We start from the raw sequence: 26266 nt of genomic DNA on the forward strand, positions 1-26266 counted from the left end.
GGACCAATTACTTTTTCGCTGGCGGTATTCGTGCAAGGTCAATGGCCTGTAACGGAAATACTGCAGAGGGTACATGTTCCCTTTTCATGATGTCTTCCAGCCTGGCAAGCATTTCAGGGTGTTTACTTGATATGTCGAGTTTTTCACTCTCGTCGGCTTCAAGATCATACAGTTCTGTTTTAACGGGCTTACCAATCTGTTTGCCAAGCTGTTGACGAACCGCCTTCCATTTGCCTGCAATAACAGCCTGCTGTCCGCCATAGCCCGGAGATTCCCAGAATAGAAAATCATGCGTTCGCTGTTGTCGCTGACCAAGGAGAGTAGGCAAGAAACTGATACCATCAGTTGGTTCAGGTAACTTTGCGGAAGTCAATTCTGCCATCGTGGGTAAAACATCCCAAAAAGCCCAACGGGTTTCGCACGTTGTGTTTGGTTTTATTTTTCCCTTCCAAGTTGCTATGAACGGTACACGCAATCCACCTTCATACATACTTCCCTTGAGGCCACGCAGATGCCCGGCAGATTGAAAGAAAGTTGAATCAGCTCCACCAACATGGTGTGTTGGCCCATTATCGCTGGTGAATATTATCAGCGTGTTCTCACTTAGCATTAGTTCCTCAACCAGTGCAACGATCTTGCCAACGGTCTTATCCAGTCGGCTGACCATCGCTGCATACCCGGCATGCGGGGCAGGGTGAGGAATGTAGCCTTTCTTGCCATCGTAGGGAGGATCATCTCCCAGTTTATCTCGATACTCGTTCAGTTCACTTTCAGGAACGGATATCGAAACATGTGGAATGATGTAAGGCAGATAGAGGAAGAATGGTTTTCCACGATTCTCGCGAATGAACTTCAGCGATTCTTCCTCAAGGAGATCGTGCGAATATTGATTGCCTTCTTTGAGATTGTTGCTTGGTAATTCGAAACGAGCCGCATTACGATACAGATAATTCGGGTAATGGTAATGGGCATGCCTTTGGCAGTTGTACCCGAAGAAATAATCTATGCCATGTCTGAGTGGATCACCTGTGCTGCCAAACATGCCCAGGCCCCATTTGCCGATGGCTGCGGTGGCATATCCCTGTTGTTTCATCATGGCAGGGAGTGTGAACTCATCAGCATTAATTGGATGTTGTCCTTCTGGCCTGGCTTCGCGGTTATCGCGAATAGTGGCATGGCCTGGATGTTTGCCGGTCAACAGGCAGCAACGGGATGGTGCACAGACATTGTTACCTGCATAGAAATGTGAAAACCTGATGCCCTGGCTGGCTAATTGATCGATGTGCGGAGTTTTGATTTTCTTCTGCCCATAACATCCTAGTTCGTACGTTCCCAAATCGTCAGCGAGAATGAAGATGACATTGGGCGTACGATCTTCAGCACAAGCCAATGCAGGTAACATCAGAATGCAAGAAAGCAGAATGAACCTAGAAGCAAACATACTGCGATAGTCCACGTATGATTTCACAGCTTGATGGTAATCAGCTTGAAGGCTTGATACCAATAAAAACAACCCGGCGAACCGGGTTGTTGTGTAAAGGAAGAATTATCAAAGATGCCTAGGCAATCATTTTCATCAGTTTCTTGGAAGCTGCTGGTACATTCAGCGTGGTGGTTTGTGTCCATTTACCCGCATCAGCTGCTCCATTCCAGCGTTGCAGTGAAATGGTTTTGATCATGGCTCGTTCGTCTTCTTCGAGAATATCGAAGTAGGCCGATGCATAGCCATCACGAATTTTCTGTGAAGACATGCCGAGATAAAGTAACGCTTCTCGGCCATCTTCGAAAATGGCTACTGCGCGCCAGCACTGTGGTTTGGATTCGGTGAGAAATGAAGGCATCGGGGGGCACCCTCCTTGGAACAAAAGATGACTGGAACTCCGCCAGTCTTTAAGTGAGATCGTATTATGTGAATCGCACTACTCGATGTCAAAAGAAATCACAAAGAATCTTGAAGATATTTTGAATTTTTTTGCCTACTTCAGCTTGACCAGGCTTACCCATAAGGCTACCATTCGCCCAATCTGTGTGTATTGTCACACAGTCTATAGCTAAAGGAATACTGCCAGGAGGAAGCCATCGCTCCCGGCATGAAGGAGAAGGAACTCCACTCAGCACATCTGAACGGATCGTTTTTCTCTTTCATGAACTGCTTCTCAGGTTGATCCATGCCAGATGATGTGCCCGCCACTTTTCGGTTGGCCGCCCCTGCCAAAATCAATCTGTTCCTTGAAGTACTGGGTAAACGGGACGACGGTTATCACGAACTCGTTACCTGCATGGTGCCGCTGACCCTGGCTGATGAACTTACCTTCTCAGCCGATTCTCAGTTATCCATGTCGTGCAATGATCAATCACTTCCCCTGGATGAACATAATCTGGTGATGAAGGCAGCGAAGGCTCTTCAGCGCCAGACACAAAGCACGCTGGGTGCGGCGATTCACTTGAACAAGCGAATCCCATCTCCAGCAGGGCTCGGTGGAGGCAGCAGCGATGCTGCAACCACGCTCCGCGGGCTGAATCAACTCTGGCAAACGCAACTCAGCGAGCCGGAACTGATGAACCTGGCGGCCACTATCGGAAGCGATGTCCCGTTTTTCCTGGCACAATCCGCTGCCTGGTGCAGAGGACGGGGCGAAAAGGTCACACCTTTCAGGATGGAAGAGAATCTTTACCTCCTGATAGTGTGCCCGCAACAGGGGCTGAGCACTTCAGCCGTCTATCAATCCCTGCAGGCTGCTCCTATGACAGGAAACCTGCTCCCGACAAACGGCGAAAAGGCAATGGCCGAGGCAATCAGGATGAGAAACCTTGACGCCATTTCAAATGCACTTTTCAACCGGTTGCAAGGTACAGCTGAGCGATGCCTGCCACTACTTGTCGAACTTCGCGAGATGTTTGACAAGGCAAAAACCCTGGGCTTGTGCCTGGGAAGCCTGATGTCGGGCAGTGGCAGCAGTTATTTTGTGGTATGCCGAAGCCTGGTCGAGACCCAGCGACTGGCTCAATGGTTTCTACAACTCTGGGATGGTGGAGTAACGATACACGGCATGGGGACGATGGAAGCCAAACCCGGTTTGCACGAGCGATCAGTCAAAGTGTTTCAAACCTCGACGGTTTGAACTTCGACATTCGCACCATGCAGCAGGGAAGTTTCCAGGGAGGCGCCCTCAGCACCGAGGATTCAAGGAGGACAGCCATGCAGATCACCGAAATCCGCATCAAACTCATGGACGACAAAGAGAGCCGCAACGAACGCTTGCTGGCGTTCTGTTCAGTCACCTTTGATCACATGTTTGTGGTGCGCGACCTCAAAATCATCGAGGGAATCAAAGGCCTCTTTGTTGCCATGCCCAGCCGAAAGCTCACCGATCGCTGCTCCAGTTGCCATTGCAAGAATCATCTCCGTGCTCGTTTCTGCAACCAGTGCGGATTCCGCCTGATGGAAGATCGTGCACCTCGCGACGATCATGGCCGAGCCAAACTGCATGCTGATGTTGCACATCCCATTAATGCCCAGGCACGCGAATTCGTGCAGACAGGCATTATTCGCGCATTCCACGAAGAAATGGAACGTGCCCAGCAGCCGGGCTATGTCTGCCGATACGACGAACTCGATGCCGGCGAGGAAACCATCGGGTTGTATGAAAGCCTGGTTGGTGCTCCGATCAGCGCAGACGCCCGCACTCATCAGCCTCATCCACCCCGTGGTACACCGTTGCCCCGCAGACAGACTGCATCCGTGCAAGCACCCGGTTTTGGTTCTGGCGTCTTTGAATAATTGTTGCTTGGTTCCCTCTCCCCCTCGGGGAGAGGGTTAGGGGCTTCTAATATGGCGCAGCCCATCATTTTATTATGCCTTCGACTCTGATTTATCACTCGTCTCAGATTCATTCCACAAGCCAGCCCATTCGACCGTTTGAGTATGCGAGCAACCAGGGCAACGTATCGTCTGGCCTAAATGTCCTGTTTGAATTTTGATGGTCTTGGCACAGCCTACACACCAATGTTCAAATCGATCTGTATCTTGCGCGGTAATTTGCTCTACAGGTAAATCCGACAGAGAAAGATCGGCTGGTTCCAGCGAACATAATAGTTCTTTAGAAAGCGATTTCAATTGGGCCAGGCGTGTTGCCAGCTTTCGTAACGTGGATTCGAAGATGTTACGCGCCAGGCGGCCGTTGCCAAACTTGTCATCGCGTTTCTGCCAGTAATGAGTGAAGGCCTTAATCAACGATGCTCTGGTGGATGCAGAAAGTACGTAATGATCTCGCTGGCAGAACGTGTTGAAAATACGGCACAGTTCAACGGGTGAATAATCAGCAAAAGTCAAGGTGCGTCCAAAGCGTGATGCCAGACCCGGATTGGTGTTGAGCAGTTGTTGCATTGGTTCAGGATAACCTGCCAGTATCACCACCAGTCGGTCACGCTGGTCTTCCATGCGTTTGAGCAGCGTCTGAACCGCTTCCGCCCCATAGGGGTCTTCGCCTTCATGCACCAGGCTATAAGCTTCATCAATAAAGAGTACGCCATCCAGAGACTCATCCACTCGAGCGTTGGTCTTGGCTGCAGTCTGTCCCGCATATTCCGCTACCAGTCCGCTGCGGTCTGTTTCAACCAGATGTCCCTTTTTCAGAATACCAAGTGCACCGAGTAGCTTGCCATAAATGCGGGCTACCGTGGTTTTACCTGTACCGGGATTCCCTGAGAAAATCGCATGCAGAGAAATCGATGTAACGGGCAAGCCATGTGCCTTGCGGTGTTTCTGCATCTCCAGGAAGTGAATCAGTTCCTTGACATCACGCTTCACCGAGGCCAAGCCGGTTAAGGCATCCAGTTCAGCCAGCAGTGTATTGAGATCAATTAATTCTGCGGGCACGGGCAGAGGCTTCAGAGCTTCTGCCTGGGCTTGTGCAGTCTTGAATTGCTGACTGATTTTCTTGCTGGATCCTGTATCAGTTGATTTTGTCGCCGGTTCGGTTTCATCATCAACAATTCGAATGGGATGCAATACTCTCTGCAATTCGCTGCGCAACCAGCCCAGGTAGTAGCTTTCTGAATCTCGTACCTGCCCATCGACATGTTTGAACAGTTCTACCAGTTTCAGTGGTATCTTTTCGGCTTCGCCAAGACGGGCTTTGAAGGGAGCCAGTCTTTCAAAAGGCCACAGAAGATCTTCCCAGCGATACGGGTCCTGCTCGCCGTGCTTCACCAATATCGAACGGACATTCCGTTCATTGAATGGCCTGTTCCATAGCTGGCTGAAAACCATGCTGCACAGGTTGATTTCTGCTTCCGTCAGCCGTTGATCAGCCAGTACTACGCCATGAATGACTTTGAGCACCAGTCCTCGAAATAAATCCTGTATCTGCGAACGGAACTCGGTAGGGTTTTCCACCGCTTTCGGGCTGTTTGTGATGTATTCTTGTGCACATTGCATATAGAGCAAGGTGCCATCGGTAATCAGCTTCCTGACTTGGGTATGGATATCGGCGGAGGAGTCCTGGCTCATATCAAATCCATCATGTGGAAGTCCTTATCCTAGCAGAGCAGCGGGTGATGCCAGTAGAGTTTTTTATGTGATCCATGCAAAAACCATCTCCCATATTGGCATCCCGTTGGTTACCATAATAACAACTATTCAGAATTTCCGAGGTGGTATCGACATGATTCTGGTCACTCTCCTGGCTGCGGTAGTGTTGACACATCAGCCTGATGTTCCTCTAGGAACCAAAATCACCAATATCAGCTTCAAGGATATTCGCTATCTGCCTCGTTCGCTTGATGACTTTAGAGACAAAAAAGCCTATGTGCTGGTTTTTGTTGATCGCGCTTGTCCGGTAGCTGTCAAATATCTGCCCATTCTGCAGGAACTTGAAACTCAGTACGGCTCCAAAGGCATACAGTTTATTGCACTGAACCCCAGCCCCGAAGATACCATTGTCGAAATGGCTGGTCAGGCTCTCGAATACAAGATGAAGTTTCCCTTTGTAAAAGATTTTGAAGGCAAGGCTGCCAAGGCACTCGGTGTCGATCGTGTTCCCACTGCCGTCATCCTCAATGATCAGCGTGTAATGGTTTACCGTGGCCGCATTGATGAGTCCATTCGTATTGGTGGAGCTAAGCCGGCGGCCAATAGCAGAAAAGACCTGCAACTGGCGCTCGAAGAGGTACTGGCTGGAAAGTCTGTTACAGTAGCTGAAACCACAGTCGATGGTTGTGCTATTACTTTTCCGGCAACTCCTTCCGTTACTGAAACAGTTACTTATGCCCAGCATGTCGAACCAATACTCCGCAAGCACTGTATGGAATGTCACAAGCCAGGCACGGTGGCGCCTTTCACGCTGATCAATTACGACAATGCTAAATCGCATGCATCCGCCATGGCGGAAGTGATCAAGGAAGGACGCATGCCTCCCTGGTATGCTCATCCCGAACATGGCACGTTCATCAACAAGCGTGGCTTAAGTGATGAGGAACGTAACACCATCCTCAACTGGGTCAGACAAGGCAAACCCAGTGGCGACCTATCGAAAGTTGCAGAACTGCCTGCCGAACTGAAAGAACCATCCGAATGGATTATCGGCAAGCCTGACCTGGTGTTAAGCACAGGCACCTACGATTTGCCTGCCACTGGCGATGTCGAATACAAGTATGCCATTCTGCCTTATGTTTTCAGCCAGGATACCTGGGTGCAGGATATCCAGATCAAGCCTGATAACAACAAACTGGTGCACCACGCCAATCTCGCCTATTTCGTGGTGGGTGAGAAATTCAACATGAACAATTTCCTCACCGGCTATGTACCCGGTGGCATCCCCATGCAACTGAAGCCAGGCACGGCAGTGAAGATTGCCAAGGGTTCGGTGCTGGGACTGCAGATTCACTTTGTGACCACTGGCAAAACCGAGAAGGGCAAAGTCAGCGTCGGGCTGAAGTTTGCTCGTGGCGAATTGAATAAGCAGGTTCACTTCCATCTCTTTGCTGACCGTCGCTTTGCCATTCCGCCGGAAGCAACCGCACACCCGGTTGCCGCATCGTGGACCGTGCCCGATGATATCGTGGGCATCGGCCTGTTCTCCCACATGCACGTGCGAGGCCGGGATATGAGTTTCTTCATGCAACGTCCCAATGAAGAGAAGCAGCAATTGCTCATGATTCCCAACTACAGCTTCGATTGGCAAATGGCTTACGAATGGGCGCCAGGCAGCATGAAGTTCCCGCAAGGAACCAAATTCGAATGTCTCGCTCACTACGATAACTCATCTTTCAATGCCTATAATCCCAACCCCAAGGCAACCGTGCGTGAAGGGCAGCAGACACACGAAGAGATGATGAACGGCTTTTTCTTCTATGTCAAAGAAAAAGAAAAACTGGGCTATCAGATGGATGGGGCCACAGGTCGAGTCAAGAAGCAGCCTCCAACCAATCCATAACAAGCTGGAACTCCGCTTGACGTTATGGTTTCACCTGCCGTATGCTGTGAGTCGTTGAACAAATGAAGGAGCGTGGCAGGGTCGTAACTGTACTCAGTTTCGACCCTGGTATAAACTATCGGCCAGGGAGGGCCGTGCGTGTTACCAGCGTCGGATGCGACTGTTCCAACTATTGAAAAAATCAGACAGGCCCTGTCAGGGTGGACGCCCAGTCTACTGCCATTGGCTGAGACGCTTGCATTGGCAACCAAACACGATGTGACCGTCCTGCTCACCGGCGAAACGGGCACCGGCAAAACTCATCTGGCACGATTGATCCACGAACACTCTTCCCGTCGCGATCATCGCTTTGTCGCTGTACCCTGCGGAGCCTTGTCGCCTCACCTCATTGAAAGTGAACTGTTCGGCCACTGCAAAGGCGCCTTCACTGGGGCAGACCGCCACCGCAAAGGCAGGTTTTCGCTGGCAGGCTCCGGCACGCTTCTGCTCGATGAAATTGATGCATTGCCTCTTGATCAGCAGGCTAATCTGCTCCGCGTCGTCGAATCCGGCGAATACGAGCCACTCGGTTCTGAAACGACCGAGCAATCTCATTGCCGCGTGATCGCTGCCAGCAATCGCGAACTTTTCGAGGAAGTTGCAGCAGGCCGGTTTCGTGAAGATCTCTATTATCGTTTGCATGTCATCTGCATTGCCTTGAAGCCGCTGCGTGAGCGGGTGATGGATATTCCCACGTTGGCACAGGGCATGGCACTCCGCTATGCTTTCAAGTTCTCCAAAACCATTGAAGCCATTGACGAGGAATGCCTGGCGGCGCTCCATGAATACCCCTGGCCGGGCAATGTCCGTGAACTCGAAAACGCTATCCAGATCACCGTATTGCAGTCATCGGGTTCCACGCTGCAGAAACAGCATCTGCCTATGCACATTCAACAGGGCATCCCCGATAGGGTGCTTGTGAAGATGCCTCAAACCCTCGAAGGCCAGCGCGACCAGGCCGAACTCGAATCCATCCAGGCAGCGCTCGAAGATCAGGACTACCAGCGCACCGCCGCCGCCAGGCAACTCGGAATCAGCCGGGTAACGCTCTATAAGAAGATGAAAAAGTACGGCATTCAGGAATCTAAGCAACTGTCGGTGAAGATGAAGCATTCTGCGTGATGTGTCGACGGTTCAGCAAATAGACCAAAAGAAACAGACACACGATACCTGCCAATACTCCAGTCCCAAGGCTCCTCAGTGGTGAATGGAATTTCATGGGCATAAGAAATACTTGGGCCAGACACTTTCTATCGTAAGGGTTCTTAGGGTCGTAATCGTGCACGACCAGCAGGTACTTTCCACTTTCACTGCGTTGCATGTGTACTGATCCGTTCCAGGGGTAATGTGTGGTTTGCGACTGCCAGTCGTGTATGCCCGTTAATGGCTTACCTAGAGAAATGGAAGGTAATATCGGGAACACTCTTCTGAGCCATTCAACAATGCCTTTCCAGTTGTTTGAATCGAATATGACGCTCTGTTGACCCTGCATCATCAACATGCCTTGATGCTGGGAATACCAGAAATGCTCAGCCAGTTCTTCGTTGCTGTTGAAATCGTTCGTATTCATCAGTGACATTCGAATGCCCAGGGGATCGCCTCCCCTTTTCAGGTAGACCAGGTTGCCTTGTTGATCAGTTACGTTTTGTGATTTGATAAAGAAATCGGCGTTGATACGGTTCAACTGGTCCAGAATGATCCCAGTATCAGAGTTAATAAGCTGAAAACAATCATTACTGATCGCAGGACTGTATGGTAGAGGCACTAGGACCAACTGGTCGCGTAAAAACATTGCTGGATAGCTGCTTGCCGAAATGAGTTGTTCTGGAATGGTAGACAACCAGCGATGCTGTTGTGCATCCCAGAGTTTCATAAAAAAGAAAGGGATCATCATCCCATCAGTCGGCGAAGGCTCTCGGCGATTGCACACAACATACTTTCCACTCAGCGAAATGGCGATCTCTGCATAACACCATCTCCCATCCAGCACAAACTGGCTGAGCACATGCTTGTCAGGGATTGAAACAACAGAATGGAGGCACGGTGCGTGGACTGGCTGCAAAGCCCAGACTTGATTGGCAATCAGTGATGCAGGTGATTGACAAGGCATAAAGTAATCACTCAGCACGGAACTGAACGGTAATGGCCTGCGAATCACGCAGGCTCTATAGTTGCGATGAAGTTGCCCCTGCACCGTTTCAAATCTATCGTCCTCATCGAAGCCATGAAATTTACTGAAAGTCCGATTGTTAGCATCAAATGTGACATACCGGGTGATATCGCGTTTGCCAGCTTCATGCGAGAAAGTGAAATAATGGTTCGATTCAGTTTGCGTTGGTGCAATCTTCTGATCATGAATCATCCTGCGTTGATCTTTATCGGTTGTTGTCCAGAAATCACCATTAATGACGTGTTCTTTCCAATCGTGCAAATCATAACAGATGACAGTTCTATCGGGTGAATCAACCATCAGTTTGTCAAACATGAAGCGGATGGTTTGCCGTGGTTTGAGCGTTACTTCGAAGACTGGAACAGGCTTGAGAAAGATACCAACCTCAATTGAAACCAGCCAGCCGACAACCACAGATGTTACGGTGATCAAGATCCTTCGGAAAAATGCATTCAACCGGGTTTGCATAATAGTCTGCTTTTCATTTTCACATGAATATCTTACTCCAGCGGCGAACCCTCCAGCAAATACTCGCAATCCACCAGCTTCGGGCCATTCTCGTTGCAGACCGCAAACTGCCCGTAATAATAGTGCTTCAAACCCTTGGGCGGATACATGCTGACGCCGGCATACTCGCCCCGTTTGTTGACGATGTAGAACTTCACATTGAAATTCGGCTGCCCGCGTTTGGTTTTGAGCCTCTTGTCGATGGTTGCTGTTTTGATGCGACGAAGTGCTGTCATGCCTGCGTCCTTCGGAGAACGACCTTTGCGCAGCTCCTCAATCACAAAGAACGAACTAAGCCCATAAAGATTGGTTTCACCCCGACCTGTGGAACCCGCTGCGCCGATTTCATTATCCACATACAGACCGGCACCCAGGATCGGCGAATCACCCACCCGGCCAGGAATCTTCCACGCCAGGCCGCTCGTCGTTGTCACTCCCGCCAGGTCGCCCTTGGCATTGATGCCATTGCAGTTGATAGTGCCGTGGAGATGCTCATGGTTCAGCATCCCTTCCCGACACATTTCGATGGCTGCTTTCATTCCCGCCTCGGCACGACTGGCCGGATCAGGATAATGATCAGGATCAGTCCGCCGTTTCCATTCCAGCCAGAGTTTCCGCGAGTTCGGTGTATTCAGATCATCCTCGATCTTGAATCCCATTTGTTTTGCAAAGTCCTGAGCATCTTTACCGACCAGCAGATGATGATCGGTATGATCCATCACTGCCTTGGCTACCAGCGATGGAGTACGCACTCCTTCCAGGCACGCCACCGCACCGGCCCGCCGCTTGGGGCCATGCATCATGCTGGCATCGAGTTGCACCACGCCGTTGGCATTAGGCAGGCCACCATATCCCACGCTGTCATCTTCCGGATCAAGCTCGCAGATATTCACCCCGGCAATGAGGGCATCGAGCACATCGGTCCCTTTGGTGATGAGATCATAAGCCAGCTCGACACAGGTCTGCTTCCCACCGTTCTTGTACATGTGGCCATTGTCAGCACTGATCACCAACGGCTTCACTTCACTGGGAATATAAATAGCCGGCGCCCGCTGTGTGCAAGTCGCCATCACGGTGGAACTGGCAGCAGTCGTGGTAAGAAATTGACGACGGGACAGGGGCGTGCGAGACATATCAATCTCCGAAATAGATGCCACAGTGTAGCGTGAGTGAAGGCGATATACCACGATATTTAATGCTACGTATCAAAGGTTGCTTGCCTGCAGGCCTTTGAACATGATAGACTGAGAATATGCCGACATTATTAACGCCGTTACAAGATGGGCCGGTAGTAACTGTGCCTGCGTGGGTCACGGATAATGCTTCGTTTTTACGCTGGGCTGAATCGGATCAAGCGCCGGAGCGGGGCAAATATGGCTTCTTCCAGGGTGAGTTGTGGGTAGATCACACTATGGAACTGCTGCTGCACAACCTCATCAAGACAGCCATCGGTTTTGAAGTGATGACCTGGGCCAAGGCTCATGGCCTGGGGCAATTCTATTCCGATGGCATGCTCTTCAGCTGCCCGGAGATTGAACTTAGCAGCGAACCCGATGGTATCTTTGTGACCAAAGAAAGTCTGGCACTCAAGGATGTCTGGTTTAAGAATGGGCTGCATAGCAGAGTGATGTTTGGCGTACCCGATATCGTGCTGGAGGTGATTAGCAAATCGTCGGTGAAGAAGGATACGGTGACGTTGCGAAAGCTGTATCACGAAGCGGGTATTCCGGAGTACTGGCTGGTAGATAGCCGAGAGAAGGAGCCGACGCTCCAGGTACTTCGCTGGACGGAAGCGCAGTATGTGTCGGTGAAGCCACAGGCTGGCTGGATCAAGTCGAGCGTGTTGCGCGGGCGGTTTCGATTGATCGTTGATGCAGAAGCGGAGCGGGTGGAGTTGGAAGGGAAGTGATTTCAGACAGTCATAATTAGCCCTCGGCTCTTTAAGCCGGGGGCGGGTTCACGCAAAGATGATTGCTTGACACAGTGACACTCAATGATAACGATTAGCAGTGTTCAGTTGCAATGGCCATACCAGCCCGCAGCGCCAGCAAGGGGAGACGTGCAACGACTCTCAGCTATTGCAAGTTTCCCCTCGCTCGCTTCGGGCTGCCATCGATATGTGGCGGATCAGCACCATGAACAGCTCACCTGAACCCTACACCCTCCGCCCGCATCGCCCCGACGACCTTCCCTGGGTCATCAGCAGGCATGGCGAACTCTACACCCAGGAATTCGGCTGGGATGAGCGGTTCGAGCAATTTGTTGCAGGCATCGTCGCTGAGTTCGAAAAGAACTTCAAACCGAAGAGTGAAAAGTGCTGGATTGCGGAAGTAGATGGCAAACGGGCAGGGTGTGTCTTTGCTGTGAAAGCGCACGAAGGCGTTGCCAAGCTGCGGATGCTGCTGGTGGAACCCTCTGCTCGCGGCCTGGGAATAGGCGACCGCCTGGTGAAGGAATGCATTGATTTTGCCAGATCAGTAGGTTACCGCAGTATGATCCTCTGGACCAGCGATGCCCTGCATGCTGCAAGAAAACTCTACGAACGATCCGGGTTTCAACTGATCCAAGAAGAACCCCACAGCATGTTCGGCCCACGAATGATGGGGCAGACGTGGGAGTTGGGGCTATAACCAAACAGATTTTGCAAAGCAATCAAAAGTACTTCTCGGTAGAATCGTAAAGATGATGTATACGGTTCCGTTCAAAATCCCTCTGAATACAGAAGAGTTCGAGTCAGCCCTTCAGAAGGGGCAAGGTCGTACACTGTTACATGTTCGTGAAATGGGATTGGGTGAATACGAACACTCGATAATCGCTGCCTGTCTTTGCAATCAGGCGTACGATGCGCAATGCGAAGGTTATAGGACAGACTGGCTGTTGGAGATTGTTGATGCAACCGGAGAGGCAAAACGCATTTCGCAGAAGTTGCTCCAAACACTTCATGCCAACACAGATAATTTTTGGGATGCCTGTCAACGTTGTCAGATTGCACTTAGGTTGGCACAACGAGGTTACGAAGAGGCTCGCGCCTTCCTTTATTCATGTTTGAGGAAATGGCCTGACACTGCTGACGTGATCGGAGCAGAAGAGATTATTAAGCTTGACGGTGCCGATGGGCTTATCAAAGTCGCTGAATACCTGGGGACACTCTTGCAGACTGAAGATAGTTTTTGGATCGATGAGGGTATGCTGAATCTGTTTGACGAAGCTCAAGGAGCAGGAGCTGGTCGTAAGGTACTTGAGACTGCTGCTGTGAATTCGCCACAAGTTTCTTTTTATCTTCAGTATCTCGATGAGCGAAGTAAGCAGAAATCAGGCAGTAGTGACATTCAACCAGGAAGTGGCTATCTGCGTCTGGATAGTGTCCAGTTCGCTGCAGATGCGCACAGCAGCCATGTGAGGAAAATGCAAGACATTACTGTTGCCTCCGTTATCAACGAGATCGAGACTGAAGACCCAGAAAGTAATCAATACTGGTTTTCATCCTGGGGCAGACACGCCAGTGTTGATGATCTAGCGACAGTGTTTGAGTCGATGATTTTGCAATCAGATCCCGGTCGCTTGTCCAAGTATTTTAGAATATTCATGCATCAACCCTTACCGACATTTGATGCAAGAATGCTCTCTTTTGCCTGGCATGCAAATCCAGAAGTGCGGAAATCCGCTCACAAGGCCCTTTCAAACTATAGCCACACATCCGTCAGGAAGCTTGTCGTTGATAAACTGGAAGCGGGCCTATTTATTGAGGGCGAATTGAAGCTCTTAGCAAGAAACTATGAACATGGGGATGCTGCTAAACTGGAACGTATTCTTCATGTTTCAGATGATCGCGACTTGCTTCATGGGGTGCTATTCGACTTAGTTAAGGTATTTCAGTCAAACAAGGTAGCTGAATCGACTAACTTGATGCTCTTTGTGTATGATCAGTCGCCTTGTTCAAACTGCCGACGCAATGCTGTTGAATTATTATTAAGCACTGGGACTGCTCCTGACTGGCTTCTAGTAGAGTGCCAATACGATTCGTCAGAAGAGATTCGGTTGATGGTAAAGAGCATCGAAAAAAACTGATAGTTCTTACCAGTTTCATACAAGAGGTACAACTCTTCGGTCGCTCTGCACCCCCCGGACGATTCTCGCCGGGGGTGAGTGCAAATCCTACTTCGTCCCCAACTGTGACCTCCCCGCCTTTACATCCTGCAAACGCTCACGGTAACGTTCGTACAGCTTGGTCTGCTTGCTGGTCGGTTCAACCGGGTTGCCGCTGATGAACAGTCCCTTCACCTGGGTGGTAGGTTCGAGCATGTCGCCATCGGTAATCACCAAGTTGGCCATCTTGCCAGGTTCAATGGAACCGAGCTTGTCAGCCAGGCCGAGAATCTGTGCTGGATAAAGAGTTACTGCCTTGAGGGCCTCTTCAGCGGGTAAGCCATAGCTCACCGCCAAAGCTGCTTCGTAAGGCAGGTTGCGGGTATTGGTGCTACCTGCGGAACGGATACAATATTTGACGCCAGCCTGGTGCAGCCGGGCTGCTACGCGGAACTGAGCATCGTAGGTATCGTAACTTTCCTGAGGCATTACAGTAAAAGGTCCACACAGCACGGGGATGTTCTTCTTCTTAAGTTCATCCGCCACCTTCCAGGCATCGACTCCGCCACTCAAAATGAGCTTCACCTTGGTTTCTTCAGCCCACTTCAAGGCTTCCAGAATATCGGCCTTGCGGTTGGCATTGACGATTACCGGCTTCTCACCGGCGGCGTAAGGCAACATGGCTTCACGACGAGGATCGAGCGGATTCTTGATGCCAGCCTTGATGGCTTCAGCATCACGCCGGGCATCGGTGAACTGCAGCTTCAGAAACTTCAGTTTTTCTTCCCGAGCTTTCTTGGCGAAAATGCGACCAGCAGGCGGGCCATCCGGGCTGCCACTGACCAGGCCTGCCGATGCGGGAAACTCGATATGCAGACCGAACGGGTCAACCAGTTTCATTTCCTGCGGTGTCCACCCTGCCAGGTTAACGATGGCGCCCTGACCGGAAACGGTAGCTCCGGTTGGACGGGTCACCACGGTAAGTACGCCATTGGCACGGGTAACTGGAATGAGTTCCGAATCGGGGTTAATACCAATCAGGGCTCGTAAGTCAGGCTGGAAATCGCCACCTTCGCTGAAATCCTGCGTTTCGCGGGCGGAACCGAGTTCGGTCAAACCCAGGATGGTCGCGGAATCAATCATGCCCGGGTATAGGTGCAGCCCCTTGGCATCGATCATGGTGTATTGGCCAGGCAACTCGAAATCGGATTGCTTGCCAAGGTCCTGAATCGCTTTGATTTTACCATTTTCGATTTGCACCAGGGCATGTTCGATGACAGGTCCGGATACGGGATGAACGGTGATGCCCTTGAGTGCATAACTGTTGGCGTTGTTGCGAGGCATCTTGAGATTGCCCAGTTCCGGACCGCGTGGTGCAGGGACTTTGAATTCACCTGTCCGAACGCTACCAAAACCTTCGCGCTGGAAGTAAACTTCACCTTCCACCAGGGTCATTTCGCAACGGGCATATCCACTGAGCGGATGGCCATTGAAAATAACCAGGTCTGCATCCTTGCCGACTTCAATGCTGCCTGTGCGATCCTGCAGGCTGAGCTGCGTTGCAGGGTTGATAGTAATCATCCGCAGCGCCTGTTCTTCCGAAACTCCACCATACTTCATGGCCTTGGCTGCTTCGGTGTTAAGCCGTCGCATCAGTTCGTTGCTGTCAGACTTCATCATGACCAACACGCCCGCTTCCTGGAGCAGGGCGGCATTCTGCGGGATGGCATCAAACGCTTCAATCTTGTAAGCCCACCAATCGGAGAACGTTGAGCAGGAAGCTCCGTGGGCTGCGATTTCTGCAGCAATCTTGTAGCCTTCCAGTACGTGCTGCAGGCTCTTGACTTTGAAGCCGAAGCGATCAGCCACGCGGAGCAGCATCAGGATTTCATCAGAACGGTAGCAGTGGGAATGAACCTTGATTTCGCCTTTGAGAATATCGCTCAGCGCTTCCAGCCTCAAATCGCGGCGAGGTTCCATCTTTGGCGATGCAGAACTTTTCGATTCTTCGTATTCCTTCCACTTACGCTGATATTCCTGGGCTTCGGTGAAAGCACGAATCATTACTGCTTCCACACCCAGACGAGTGTTGGGGAACCGGCCATCGCTTCGCTTGACATTCTCGCCCAAGGCAAACTTGACACCCTTGGTGGAACCAATTACGAGAGACTGGGCTGGTTCGCCGTATTTCAGCTTGATGACGGCATCCTGCCCGCCAATGCAGTTGGCCGAGCCATGCAGCAATCGAGCCATGGTGACACCGCCAGCCAGTGCACGGTACATCTGCACATCGTCAGAATCAACAACGTCGCGAACACGAACTTCAGGGACTATGGACAAGGTGCCTTCGTTCACTCCGCCACTAATGCTGAAGTGGCTGTGCGTATCAATAATGCCAGGCATGACAAACAGCCCCTTGGCATCGATGACGGTTAGATTGGCAGGAGCATTGATGTTGGGTCCAACTTCTTTGATCTTGCCATCTTGCACGAGGACATCGCCGACAAAATTGCCTTTGGTAACAGTGAGTACCGTAGCCCCTTTAATCAACACATTGCGGCCCGTTTTGGTCTTGGGCTTGCGATCAACATCCACTTCGCTTGGAAGCTCCTTGGCAGCGGGGGTAACACTCTTCGTTTCCGTTTTTTTCTCTTCGGTCTTTTTGGCTTCCGGTTTTTTTTCGTCTGTCTTCTTCTCTTCAGGCTTCTTTTCTTCGGACTTTTTCTCATCTGGCTTGGCTGGCGGATTCTCCCCCTGTTTCATCAGTTTGTTCAGTTCCGCTTCATCGTCCTTCAGTTCTTTTTCAGTCTGATCCATCCGTTCCTTAAACTGGGCACGGCGGTTTTCGGGCACACGCTCCAGCATTTCCTTACCCCTTGCCATGCGTTCCTTGGTTCGCGTTATTTTTTCTTTCAATTCATTCATGCGCTCTTTGGGATCGCCAGTGGATGCAGGTTTAGTCTCGCCGCCGATTTCAAAACGATTGCCTTCAGCAAAGACGTACCGGACTTTGGCTTTCTCGTCGTTGAACTTACCTCCGGTGAATGCCACCAGGTGGGCAGGTTTGCCTAGTGCAATTTCGCCAAACACGCGATCTACACCAAAAAGGCTGGCAGGGTTAATGGTCAATGTCGCAAGTGCCTGCTCAGCGGGCACGCCTTCGGAAATGACTTTCCGAACCTTCGCCAGGAACTTGTCAGTACTTTCGACATTGTGCGTAGAAAGTGAAACCTTCAAGCCAGCCTTCAGCATGCCTGAAAGGTTCTTGACTTCTTCATCATGTCGGCGTTCAAAATCCTTGACTACCTTCGTTGGCAAGTCCTTGGCTTGCACAGCGTCATCGCTGCTGGGAGCATCGAAAATTCCAGGGCCGCCCCGGCGGCGTGCCTGCAGTTTTGCCTTGTCGGGGAATGTTAAACGAACGATGCAGGTGATATCTTCCTGCTTGAGGCGGTCAATCATACGCCAACCTTCAGCACACCCAAACAGAATAGGTTTGACGTTGAATTCCTTGCACAAATCCAGGGCACGGTTCATTTCATCGCGGCTATCAGCCTCGAGTATCAGAGGCAATTTGCCTTCAATGATAGCAGCCGTTGCATCAAGTGCAGGATCAAACGCAGGCCGTGAATTGACAGTGCCTGCCTTGTAGGCAGATTGCATTCTGGAGTGATAGCCTGCATCATACATGAATTGACGGAAGTGGGCGACTGAACCCATCAGTGTTGATGGATATCCTCCCTGGCCACCGAGCGAGCGGATGCCACCATGCACTGCTACTTGTGACTTAACGATGGCATTACGTGGAGCAGCGCCGTTATGAACGACGAAGGCACTTTGTCCGCCTAGCAGATTGCCATCGGGTATCGCCAACCTGGCAACGATGCCCTGAGTTCGCCAACTGTTGGCAGTGTCGTCTTCGGCTTTGAGTGCCGTAGCTACATCAAATTCGGGTGTCAATCCTTTGCGATTATCAGGCTTGGTGATGGCAAGGGCATCGCTGGCCAGGTCTACGGGTTCTGCAGGCCCGCTTTCGGAACGTCGCAAAGCAGTGTCCACGCCCCAAGTGTTGCCTGCATCCAGAAAGCCTGGATAGATGACTAAATCTTTCCCATCAATCTTCTCCGCATCGGCGGGGACTTTGACATCAGCACCCAGTGCCTGGATCATGCCATCGCGAATGACCAGGTTCACCTTGGTCAATTCCGTGCCAGGTTTTGTAACAACCGTTGTGTTGGTGATGGCATATGCCGCTGGCTTCAACTTGGAAGGTGGCTGTTGTGCCACGGTTTGAGCCAGAATGAGTGTGCTGAAGAATCCCAACAACGCAAATACACGGACGTGCAGCTTCATACGAGGTACTTTCCACAAAAGATGCGACTTCGTGAAGATATTCGACTGGCGCGATGAACTCAAGGGGATAGCTACAGACTCAGTGATTTCTCAGAAAAATGATAACAACAAAAAACACCCAGTATGGAACCGGGTGTTCTTCGTTTTCTCCCCTATGTGGGAGTGGGGACAGGTTTAGTGAGTTGTTGTGCTTTATTTCTTCAAGCCTGCAGCCTCGAGACCCGTATCAGCCAGTTGTTGTGGAACAGGGATATAGCCATCTTTAATAACCACTTCCTGCCCTTGCTTGCTCAGCATGTATTTCACAAACTCGCGGCGAAGAGTATCAAGTGGACTGTTGGGGTTCTTGTTGATGTAAACATAAAGTACGCGTGCCAGCGGATATGTTCCATCCAGGGCAAACTCCGGCAAAGCTTCAATCGGCTTGGTTCCAGAGCGAGGAGAGATTGCAATAGCTCGAACATCTGCTGTCTTGTAACCGATACCCGAATAACCAATGGCATATTTGTCGGTGGCAATCGCCTGAACCACTGCAGAACTCCCTGGCTGTTCTTTGACAGTGTCCTTGAAATCTCCATTGGCCAAGGCATGTTCCTTGAAGAAGCCATAGGTACCGGATGCAGCATTTCGGCCATAGATGCTGATGGGCTTGTTGGCCCATTCGCCTGTTAAGCCCACATCGCCCCAGGTGACGATATCTTTCGGTGCACCCCGTTTACGATTACGTGAGAAAATGGCATCGATTTGTTCCAATGACAAACTGTTCAGTGGGCAATCTTTGTGTACGTATACAGCCAGCAGATCGATACTGCTGGGGACAGCCGTGGGTGCATAGCCGACTTTCTTCTTGAATTCATCAATTTCCTTATCTTTCATGGGTCGGCTCATCGGGCCGAACTGTGCAGTACCTTGAATCAAAGCAGGCACAGCAGTGCTGCTTCCTTTGCCTTCCACTTCGATACGAACATTCGGATAGTTCTTGCGAAAACCTTCAGCCCATAACGTCATCAAATTCACCATGGTGTCTGAGCCGACACTTTTGATGGTGCCCGAAACTCCATCATTGGATTTCACATAATCGGGCAGGGCAGGATCAACCTTGATCTGCCCCTGAGCTTCGTGAACCAGCAGACTGAGCAACAAGACAAAACTACAGCAATAACGCATATTTCACTCCTGTTTCAATAATCACTCACAGAATTATTATTGTTTTACATGGTCCTGCAACAGAGAAGATTCAATGAAGGTTAAACCGCACGGATTCCGTCAGTTTGCTATAATAGAGTAAAAGCAGCAACGAAAAGTTCAGATGTCGAGGTTTCCATGTCAGATGCCTTTATTGTAACCTGTGCCCGCTCGCCAATTGGCAAATTTCTCGGTGGTTTAACCGATGTCTCTGCAACGAAACTGGGTGCACTCGCCATTGCAGAAGTCCTCAAGCGTGGCAAGGTTGATCCAACTCTGGTCGATGAAGTAATCATGGGATGTGTCATTCAGGCAGGTCTGGGTCAGAATCCCGCCCGCCAGTCAGCTATTCATGGTGGGTTGCCTGACACGATCTCGGCTGTCACAGTCAACAAGGTCTGCGGTTCAGGGTTGCAGGCAGTGATGCAGGCTGCACAATCCATTCGTGCAGGTGATAACGATGTCGTGATCGCTGGTGGCTTTGAGAACATGAGCCGGGCACCGTATCTCTTGCAGAACGCCCGCACCGGTGGTTTCAAATATGGGGACCAGACTGCTACTGATGCCATGATCAACGATGGCTTATGGTGTGCCTTTGAAAGTTGCCACATGGGTAACTCTGCAGAACATATCGCCAGGAAACACAGTGTAAGCAGGGAAGATCAGGATCGCTTCTCGGCCAAGAGCCAGCAACGTGCAGCAGCAGCCTGGTCTGCAGGCAACTTTGCCGAAGAAGTCTTTCCTGTTACAGTAGGATCAGGCGCCAAGGCCAAAGTGGTGGATAAAGACGAAGGCATACGCGCTGAAACAACCGCTGAAGGGCTGAGCAAGCTGAGGACAGCATTTCCAGGTGGCACTAGCGTCACTGCGGGGAATGCATCGACTATCAATGATGGATCAGCAGCGATTCTGGTAGCCAGCAGTCGCGGCCTGGAAAAACTGGGAAGCAAGCCCATCGCACGTGTTGTAGCTTACGCCACCAGCGGCGTGGCTCCCAAAGATATCTTCATCGCGCCAGTTTCAGCAGTCAACATGGTGCTGCAGAAAGCCAAGCTCACTTTGGCCGACATCGACTATTTTGAACTGAACGAAGCCTTCGCGGCCCAGATGCTGGCCTGCAACTACGACTTGAAAATTGACGAAGCAAAGCTCAATGTTAATGGTGGAGCGATAGCTTTAGGCCATCCCATTGGTGCCAGCGGAGCACGTTGCCTGGTAACACTCCTGAGTGTGCTCAAGCAGCGAAACGCCAAGCGTGGCCTGGTCTCGCTTTGCTTAGGCGGTGGTAATGCCGTTGCGATGGTGGTAGAGAGAGTCTAAATCTCAGCACTTAGCACTCAGGACTCAGCACTTTGAAATACAACCCCATGGAACTCATGATCTGCTGTGCCGCCCGGCTTCTCGAAGACGGACGTACCGTCACCGTCGGCACCGGTGGTCCCTGTGCTGCTGCCATGCTCGCTCAGCAGACCCATGCACCCAACCTGGTCATTTTCTTTGAAGCAGGTGGTGCTGCTCCCATTCTGCCAACGATGCCTGTCTCGGTGGGCGATTCACGCACTTTCCACAAAGGCCTGATGGCCAGTAGCATGGCTGAGATCATGGAAACCTGTCAGCGGGGCATGATGGACTATGCTTTCCTCGGTGGTGCACAGATTGATGCATACGGCAACCTCAACAGCACCCACATCGGCGGAACACCAGCCAAGCCGAAAGTGCGTTTGCCCGGCAGCGGTGGTGCGAACGACCTCGCCAGTTTCTGCTGGAATGTCATTACCATGACGAATCACGATAAGCGACGCTTTGTCGAGAAGCTCGATTTTCTCACCACGCCGGGCTACCTTACCGGACCGGGTGCACGGGAAGCTGCAGGTTTGCCTGATGGTACCGGGCCATACCGTGTGGTGACCGAACTGGCTGTCATGGGCTATCATCCACAGACCAGGCGGATGCAAGTGCTGAGCCTGCATCCTGGTGTTACGATGGAGAAAGTTAAAGAAAACACCGGTTTTGAGATCGGTTGTGCCGATGCGGTGACGACGACTCCAGAGCCTGCAGAGAACGAGCTACATCTGCTGCGTACCAAGGTTGATCCGCGTCGATACATTATCGGCAGAGCTGCATGATAGTTTTGATTCCATGGATGGTTGCTGTGACTCCCCCATTTTTTCCTACTTCATCATTCGGTTCCCTCTTCTACGGGCTGATGCTGGCCTGTTGCCTGGCACTGGTGTTAACTGATCTCAAATCGCAAAGGCTGCCTAACCGTTTAACGGTGTCCATGCTGCTCTTGGGCATCGTCATGAACCTGGTGCGTGCCATTTGGCTTGGGGTGAATGAAGAACCCGGTCGCTACTTCGGCATGACAGGCATCTTTGGTGGATTGTTGGAAGGCTTTGCTTTCAGCCTGGCTGGCTTTGTGGTAGCCTTTATTATTTTCTCAGTCTTATGGCAACTTCAGAAATGCGGCGCTGGTGATGTCAAAATGATGGCAGCGCTCGGCGCCTGGATTGGGCCATTCTGGTTTCTGTTCGTCTTTGCCGGCACCATTGTCGCGGTGCTGGTCATCATGATCGTATGGTGGCTGGTTGCGTATGTGATGAAACGCAACCCAGGACTGAAAATCAGTTATGCACTCCCCGCCAGCATCAGCGTCGCAGTGCTGATGCTCTGGTTCTGGCGGGCGACGTGGTGGCAGATTATTTATTGATGTTTTGTACCCGCTCCATGATCACCCGCACACTCGTGCCTCGTTCAGGAATTGCATTGGGGTTGGCTTTGTACCCCAGGTTGTCTCCCTGTGGATCACTGTCCACGCTTTCAAAAGGCAGATCGAGCAGAGCGCTGCCAAAGTTCGTCAGGCAAATGACTCGGCCATCGTTAGCGCCAAAGTACTCATACTCTTCGCCCATTGCGGTCCTGGCTTTGCCGTTGTAACTGCCAGCAAATACCCAGTCGCCTACCAGGGGCTTGTTATCCTTCGCTCGCGACACCCATGCTTGTGCCGGCACACAATGGTACTTCCCTTGAGCATCAGTGTACTCCACCAGCAACTTGACTACATCACCCGTAGCTGGTTTGAAATCGTACTCCCGCTGGGCGTTGATGAAGGTAGCTGGCTTGCCCGGTTTGAAACCTGCTCCCAGCATCGCTGCATGCAGGATTTTTGCATCAAACGGTGCGGACATGATCGATTCATGATCCTTGCCTGCTTCCGATCTTGAGAGTAGATGTTCCAGGAACCCTTCACGCAATACCACCACGGCATCGATCACTACCCGGCGATCAATGCCGGATGCTCGAGATTGCCAACTGGGTAGTGGTTGAGAGGGAACTGCCTGGATGGCTACATCACCCAGTGAACAAAGACCACCCGCTTTCCGCAATGCTTCACCAACGAGCCGCGCAGCAGCAGCTTCCTGCTGCGTGACTGTTTCCAGCCAGATGCTTTGCCCTACTGCAACTCGAAAGACGGGCTGCATCGTGGTATTACTGATGTTGGCATCAGCTTGTTTCTGCACGACTGTAGACGAAGTTGCTACAGGAGCAGCAGCCTTGGAATGGGTTGCGGGTGTTTCGGTATGACAGGAGGCACTGCAAAGAATCAACAAGAAAATGCTACGAGACATTACGAGCCTTTCTGATAATTCATTCTGGTGAATAACTGATATATCACTGGCCCGGGCAGATTCAGCAGCAATCCTTCAGCCCAATATCGTGCCACATCTGCCCACGTCATTGTATCCCGATAATAGTGTCTCTTCACCAGTCGCGTGCCACGCAAAATTCCCTTTATTTTTTCCGATTTCATGGCTCCAGGGTGTATGCGGTAGCAAAGCAGCGGTTCATCCAGGTTTGCCAGTTGATGCCCTTTCGATGCCAGCCTGCACCATAGTTCATAATCTTCATTGGCTGGATAATTACGATACCAGTACCCTCCGGCATTTAGCACTGCTTCCTTGCGATACATCACACTCGGATGAGCTATTGCATTGAACCGCCGCAAGCTTTTTTGAATGGACAGTGAATCAGTGGGGTATACACGTTTTCCAACCGATTTTCCCAGGCTGTCCATAATGTTGATAGCCGTGCCCAGTACCGTCACTTCGGGATGCAGTTGCAGATAATCAAACTGTTTCTGCAATCGCTCCGGATAACTCCAGTCATCACCATCCATGCGGGCGATCAGCGGTGCCCGGGCCTGCTGCAATCCGTAATTCAGTTGATCGACCAGTGATGCCTGGCCATGATGCGGAAGGTGAACAATTCTCTGATCATCAAACTGCTGCAGACAAGATTGCGATGAGATTTCAGATTCAGCTTCGATGAGGATCAGTTCAAACGATGGGAATGTCTGCTTGAGAATGCTGTCGATGGCGAGTTGCAGGTAATCCAGATTCGGACGATAGACCGGCAGCAGTACGGAGATGGCCGGTTGCATGTTAGCCACGCTTCCTGGCGACAATCAGAAACGCCTTGGAAATGGCCCACAGAATAGGGAAGCGTTCCAGTGCCTTGATACCCCAGCGATAATGCCATGCTGCACCTGCTGTCGTCCACGCCAGGTTGGCGGGTAGCGCAAATCGCCAGGTCCAGGTCTTTTGTCGATTCATCAGCCGAATGATCTTGAGAAATCCCGGAGCGTAGCTGGCATCAGTGTAGTCATGACCTTTGCCTGTCCAACGCAGATACTGATTCGCCAGCGGTACAGGCAGCCACCCAAGAAATGGCAAATGGTAGTGTACTTCTATCGGCCAGTATTTGTTGGGAACCAGCAAATACAACACGCCCCCCGGCGACAGGAGCGATTCGATACGTTTCAATGATGCGGACTGATCCGGCAGATGTTCCAGCACATTATCGAGGATGATTAGATCAAAGGTATCACTGGTCTGGAAAGTCTCCAGCGTTGCATGATGAAAAGAAGCGTTTGTTGCTCCTTCACTCCGCTGCAACTCTTGCGCGCAATGGGCAGGCTCAGTGCAAGGCTCGATGCCAACTACGTGATGGCATGTTTTTGCAAGAGCCAGTGCTGTATGGCCGTAGCCACAACCAATATCGAGCACACGCAACATTGAAACAGGCTTGGTGAGATCTTTCGCTACTGTACCCAGAATCTGGCGGGCAAAATCTTCACCGCGCGGGCCGCGCTCAGTGAGCATGGCCCGTTCGCCAATATCGTATGCTGGGCGATCTGGAAACTGTGCAGGTTCCATACAAGGTGATGGTCAGGAAGATGAGTCTGTCAGATGTTGTCTTATGATTCGCCGTTCAAGCGACTAGCAACGTCGGAGGCACTAAAATCCTGGGCCACCTGCTCCACCCATGGGCCCACCCATGCCTGCACCAATCGGTGCGCGACGCAGACCCGTTCCGGTTTCCTCATCCTTCACTTTGACTACTGGCTTGAGCAGATGTGATGGATAACTGGGAGCCTGGGTAAATCGTGGATCATCAGGTGGTGGGGATCGCATTTCTTCAGGTTGAGCAGAACCACGGTATGGGGCAAAGACATTGAATCCCCTGCTCGTAGACGTGCAACCCATGAGCACAGGGGTAACGGAAAGAAAAAGGCACCACCGCATCCAAGGGATTGCCAACCAGTCAAGCAGATGTCGCCGGGCACCTGTCATGCGGAACCTTTCAAACGAATCACTTCCCGTCAGGTGCATTTAGCTGAATTGCAGAATCGGTCAAGCCCAAACTAGGGTCGGGCTTCCGGTGCCTGAGTCTTAATGATGGATTTGGTCTGCACTTCGACTACTTTTTCGACATTCTTACCAAAATCAGGGTTATTTAACACTGTCCAGAAGTCTTTCTTTACCTCACTTGCCACAAACTCTGGCCCCTCAATCACCACTTCAGTCATCAGGCGGCTTTGAAAATTGGCTTTGGCCAGTATTTCCACAAAAACAAAAATACCTTGCGATTGGATTGGCATCTGTTTGAAAATCTTGCGGCGGAATAGTTTGACCGGGCATTCAGGATCCTGCATCCATAATCCAAACAGTTGGTAAGCTTTTGAGAAAAACTGCCTTCGTTGCCAGCCAGCCTGCTTGGATTGTCGTACGCCACAGACAACATCCACCTGGTCTATTTCCTTGAGGCACAACTCTAAACTCGATGCTGGAAACCCGACTGGAAGAACAAACAGCAATGGGTGTTTGGATTGCTCAATTCCCACCCGAAGTGCCGATCCGACTCCCTGGCTAACCTTGTCATCTGCCACCAGCCTGGCTTTTCCACAACCAACAAGTGCAGATTGAAAAGTCTCTTCCATTCCTGACTCAACGGGAATCAAAACTTCGAACTCATTACGTTTCAGTTGGTTGAGTTCTTTTTGCAATTCACTTAATGTGAGCTTCAACGAATCAGCAGAAGCATGCTCCGCCAGCACCACGATAGATAATGGTTCATGTGAAATGGCAGTGCGTTCCCAGAGTGAATTCATGATCAAGCCTGATCGCTATTGCTCCCCTCTACCCTGGAG

22 protein-coding genes are annotated in these 26266 nt (G+C 51.1%); 10 read left to right on the forward strand and 12 right to left on the reverse strand.

The features are described 5' to 3' along the window. Window positions 1-7: 7 nt before the first annotated feature. Both JNJ77_13000 and JNJ77_13005 read right to left on the reverse strand, forming a co-directional pair. The gene (locus tag JNJ77_13000; GenBank protein MBL8823499.1) at window positions 8-1441 is read right to left on the reverse strand and encodes an arylsulfatase; all 1434 of its coding nucleotides are present in this window, start codon (window positions 1439-1441) and stop codon (window positions 8-10) included. A gap of 118 nt (window positions 1442-1559) precedes the next feature. Continuing rightward, window positions 1560-1841: a hypothetical protein gene (locus JNJ77_13005; GenBank protein ID MBL8823500.1), complete on the reverse strand. Its 282-nt coding sequence runs from the start codon at window positions 1839-1841 to the stop codon at window positions 1560-1562. Window positions 1842-2168: 327 nt separating this feature from the next. On the opposite strand from JNJ77_13005, the gene ispE reads away from it, so the two are divergent. Continuing rightward, on the forward strand, window positions 2169-3122 hold the full coding sequence (gene ispE / locus JNJ77_13010) for a 4-(cytidine 5'-diphospho)-2-C-methyl-D-erythritol kinase (GenBank protein MBL8823501.1): 954 nt from the start codon (window positions 2169-2171) through the stop codon (window positions 3120-3122). A gap of 77 nt (window positions 3123-3199) precedes the next feature. Then, complete coding sequence (locus JNJ77_13015) at window positions 3200-3781, forward strand: SpoVG family protein (protein ID MBL8823502.1); 582 nt, start codon at window positions 3200-3202, stop codon at window positions 3779-3781. A gap of 72 nt (window positions 3782-3853) precedes the next feature. Here JNJ77_13015 and JNJ77_13020 read toward each other — a convergent pair whose 3' ends face one another. Next, window positions 3854-5512 carry an AAA family ATPase gene (locus tag JNJ77_13020; protein MBL8823503.1) on the reverse strand — a complete coding sequence of 553 codons (1659 nt, stop codon included), beginning with the start codon at window positions 5510-5512 and terminating at the stop codon, window positions 3854-3856. A gap of 154 nt (window positions 5513-5666) precedes the next feature. Here JNJ77_13020 and JNJ77_13025 point away from each other — a divergent pair, with 154 nt between their 5' ends. Then, on the forward strand, window positions 5667-7436 hold the full coding sequence (locus JNJ77_13025) for a redoxin family protein (protein ID MBL8823504.1): 1770 nt from the start codon (window positions 5667-5669) through the stop codon (window positions 7434-7436). 138 nt (window positions 7437-7574) lie between these two features. Next, window positions 7575-8597, forward strand: a complete 1023-nt coding sequence (locus JNJ77_13030; GenBank protein ID MBL8823505.1) for a sigma 54-interacting transcriptional regulator — start codon at window positions 7575-7577, stop codon at window positions 8595-8597. Here JNJ77_13030 and JNJ77_13035 read toward each other — a convergent pair. Beyond that, entirely contained in the window at window positions 8560-10113 is a 1554-nt protein-coding gene (locus JNJ77_13035) for a hypothetical protein (protein MBL8823506.1), read from the reverse strand. The two genes, JNJ77_13030 and JNJ77_13035, sit on opposite strands and share 38 nt — an antisense overlap. Window positions 10114-10145: 32 nt before the next feature. Continuing rightward, window positions 10146-11285, reverse strand: coding sequence for a N(4)-(beta-N-acetylglucosaminyl)-L-asparaginase (locus JNJ77_13040; protein ID MBL8823507.1), 1140 nt, complete (start codon window positions 11283-11285; stop codon window positions 10146-10148). Between the two features lie 119 nt (window positions 11286-11404). Between JNJ77_13040 and JNJ77_13045 the strand changes: the two genes are divergently transcribed. From JNJ77_13045 to JNJ77_13055, 3 genes are all read left to right on the forward strand, one after another. Then, window positions 11405-12061 carry a Uma2 family endonuclease gene (locus JNJ77_13045; protein MBL8823508.1) on the forward strand — a complete coding sequence of 219 codons (657 nt, stop codon included), beginning with the start codon at window positions 11405-11407 and terminating at the stop codon, window positions 12059-12061. 208 nt (window positions 12062-12269) lie between these two features. After that, entirely contained in the window at window positions 12270-12782 is a 513-nt protein-coding gene (locus JNJ77_13050) for a GNAT family N-acetyltransferase (GenBank protein ID MBL8823509.1), read from the forward strand. Window positions 12783-12834: 52 nt separating this feature from the next. After that, window positions 12835-14220 (forward strand): hypothetical protein, encoded by a 1386-nt coding sequence (locus JNJ77_13055; GenBank protein ID MBL8823510.1) that lies wholly within the window; start codon window positions 12835-12837, stop codon window positions 14218-14220. Window positions 14221-14307: 87 nt separating this feature from the next. Here the strand turns inward: JNJ77_13055 and JNJ77_13060 are convergent, their stop codons facing one another. Together JNJ77_13060 and JNJ77_13065 are read right to left on the reverse strand one after the other, a co-directional pair. Next, on the reverse strand, window positions 14308-18591 hold the full coding sequence (locus tag JNJ77_13060; protein ID MBL8823511.1) for an amidohydrolase family protein: 4284 nt from the start codon (window positions 18589-18591) through the stop codon (window positions 14308-14310). Between the two features lie 192 nt (window positions 18592-18783). Further along, a complete protein-coding gene (locus JNJ77_13065) occupies window positions 18784-19758 on the reverse strand; it encodes a phosphate ABC transporter substrate-binding protein (protein ID MBL8823512.1) in 975 nt (324 codons plus the stop codon). A gap of 156 nt (window positions 19759-19914) precedes the next feature. Between JNJ77_13065 and JNJ77_13070 the strand changes: the two genes are divergently transcribed. From JNJ77_13070 to JNJ77_13080, 3 genes are read left to right on the forward strand one after another with little or no spacing between them, the layout of a single operon-like run. Continuing rightward, complete coding sequence (locus JNJ77_13070) at window positions 19915-21096, forward strand: acetyl-CoA C-acetyltransferase (GenBank protein ID MBL8823513.1); 1182 nt, start codon at window positions 19915-19917, stop codon at window positions 21094-21096. Window positions 21097-21143: 47 nt separating this feature from the next. Beyond that, a complete protein-coding gene (locus JNJ77_13075; protein ID MBL8823514.1) occupies window positions 21144-21902 on the forward strand; it encodes a 3-oxoacid CoA-transferase in 759 nt (252 codons plus the stop codon). Beyond that, entirely contained in the window at window positions 21899-22486 is a 588-nt protein-coding gene (locus JNJ77_13080; protein ID MBL8823515.1) for a prepilin peptidase, read from the forward strand. The genes JNJ77_13075 and JNJ77_13080 overlap by 4 nt, the downstream gene beginning before the upstream one ends. Here JNJ77_13080 and JNJ77_13085 read toward each other — a convergent pair. The 5 genes from JNJ77_13085 to JNJ77_13105 all read right to left on the reverse strand — a co-directional run bounded on the left by JNJ77_13085 (window position 22476) and on the right by JNJ77_13105 (window position 26227). Then, window positions 22476-23405: a hypothetical protein gene (locus JNJ77_13085; GenBank protein ID MBL8823516.1), complete on the reverse strand. Its 930-nt coding sequence runs from the start codon at window positions 23403-23405 to the stop codon at window positions 22476-22478. The genes JNJ77_13080 and JNJ77_13085 overlap by 11 nt on opposite strands. Continuing rightward, entirely contained in the window at window positions 23405-24217 is an 813-nt protein-coding gene (locus JNJ77_13090; GenBank protein ID MBL8823517.1) for a glycosyltransferase, read from the reverse strand. Before JNJ77_13090 ends, JNJ77_13085 begins: the two co-directional genes overlap by 1 nt. A gap of 1 nt (window position 24218) precedes the next feature. Continuing rightward, on the reverse strand, window positions 24219-24992 hold the full coding sequence (locus JNJ77_13095) for a class I SAM-dependent methyltransferase (protein MBL8823518.1): 774 nt from the start codon (window positions 24990-24992) through the stop codon (window positions 24219-24221). Window positions 24993-25073: 81 nt separating this feature from the next. Beyond that, on the reverse strand, window positions 25074-25448 hold the full coding sequence (locus JNJ77_13100) for a hypothetical protein (protein ID MBL8823519.1): 375 nt from the start codon (window positions 25446-25448) through the stop codon (window positions 25074-25076). A 32-nt stretch (window positions 25449-25480) separates the two neighbouring features. After that, on the reverse strand, window positions 25481-26227 hold the full coding sequence (locus tag JNJ77_13105) for a hypothetical protein (GenBank protein ID MBL8823520.1): 747 nt from the start codon (window positions 26225-26227) through the stop codon (window positions 25481-25483). Window positions 26228-26266: the final 39 nt, after the last annotated feature.

The organism is Planctomycetia bacterium (assembly GCA_016795155.1).
GTDB lineage: Bacteria > Planctomycetota > Planctomycetia > Gemmatales > HRBIN36 > JAEUIE01.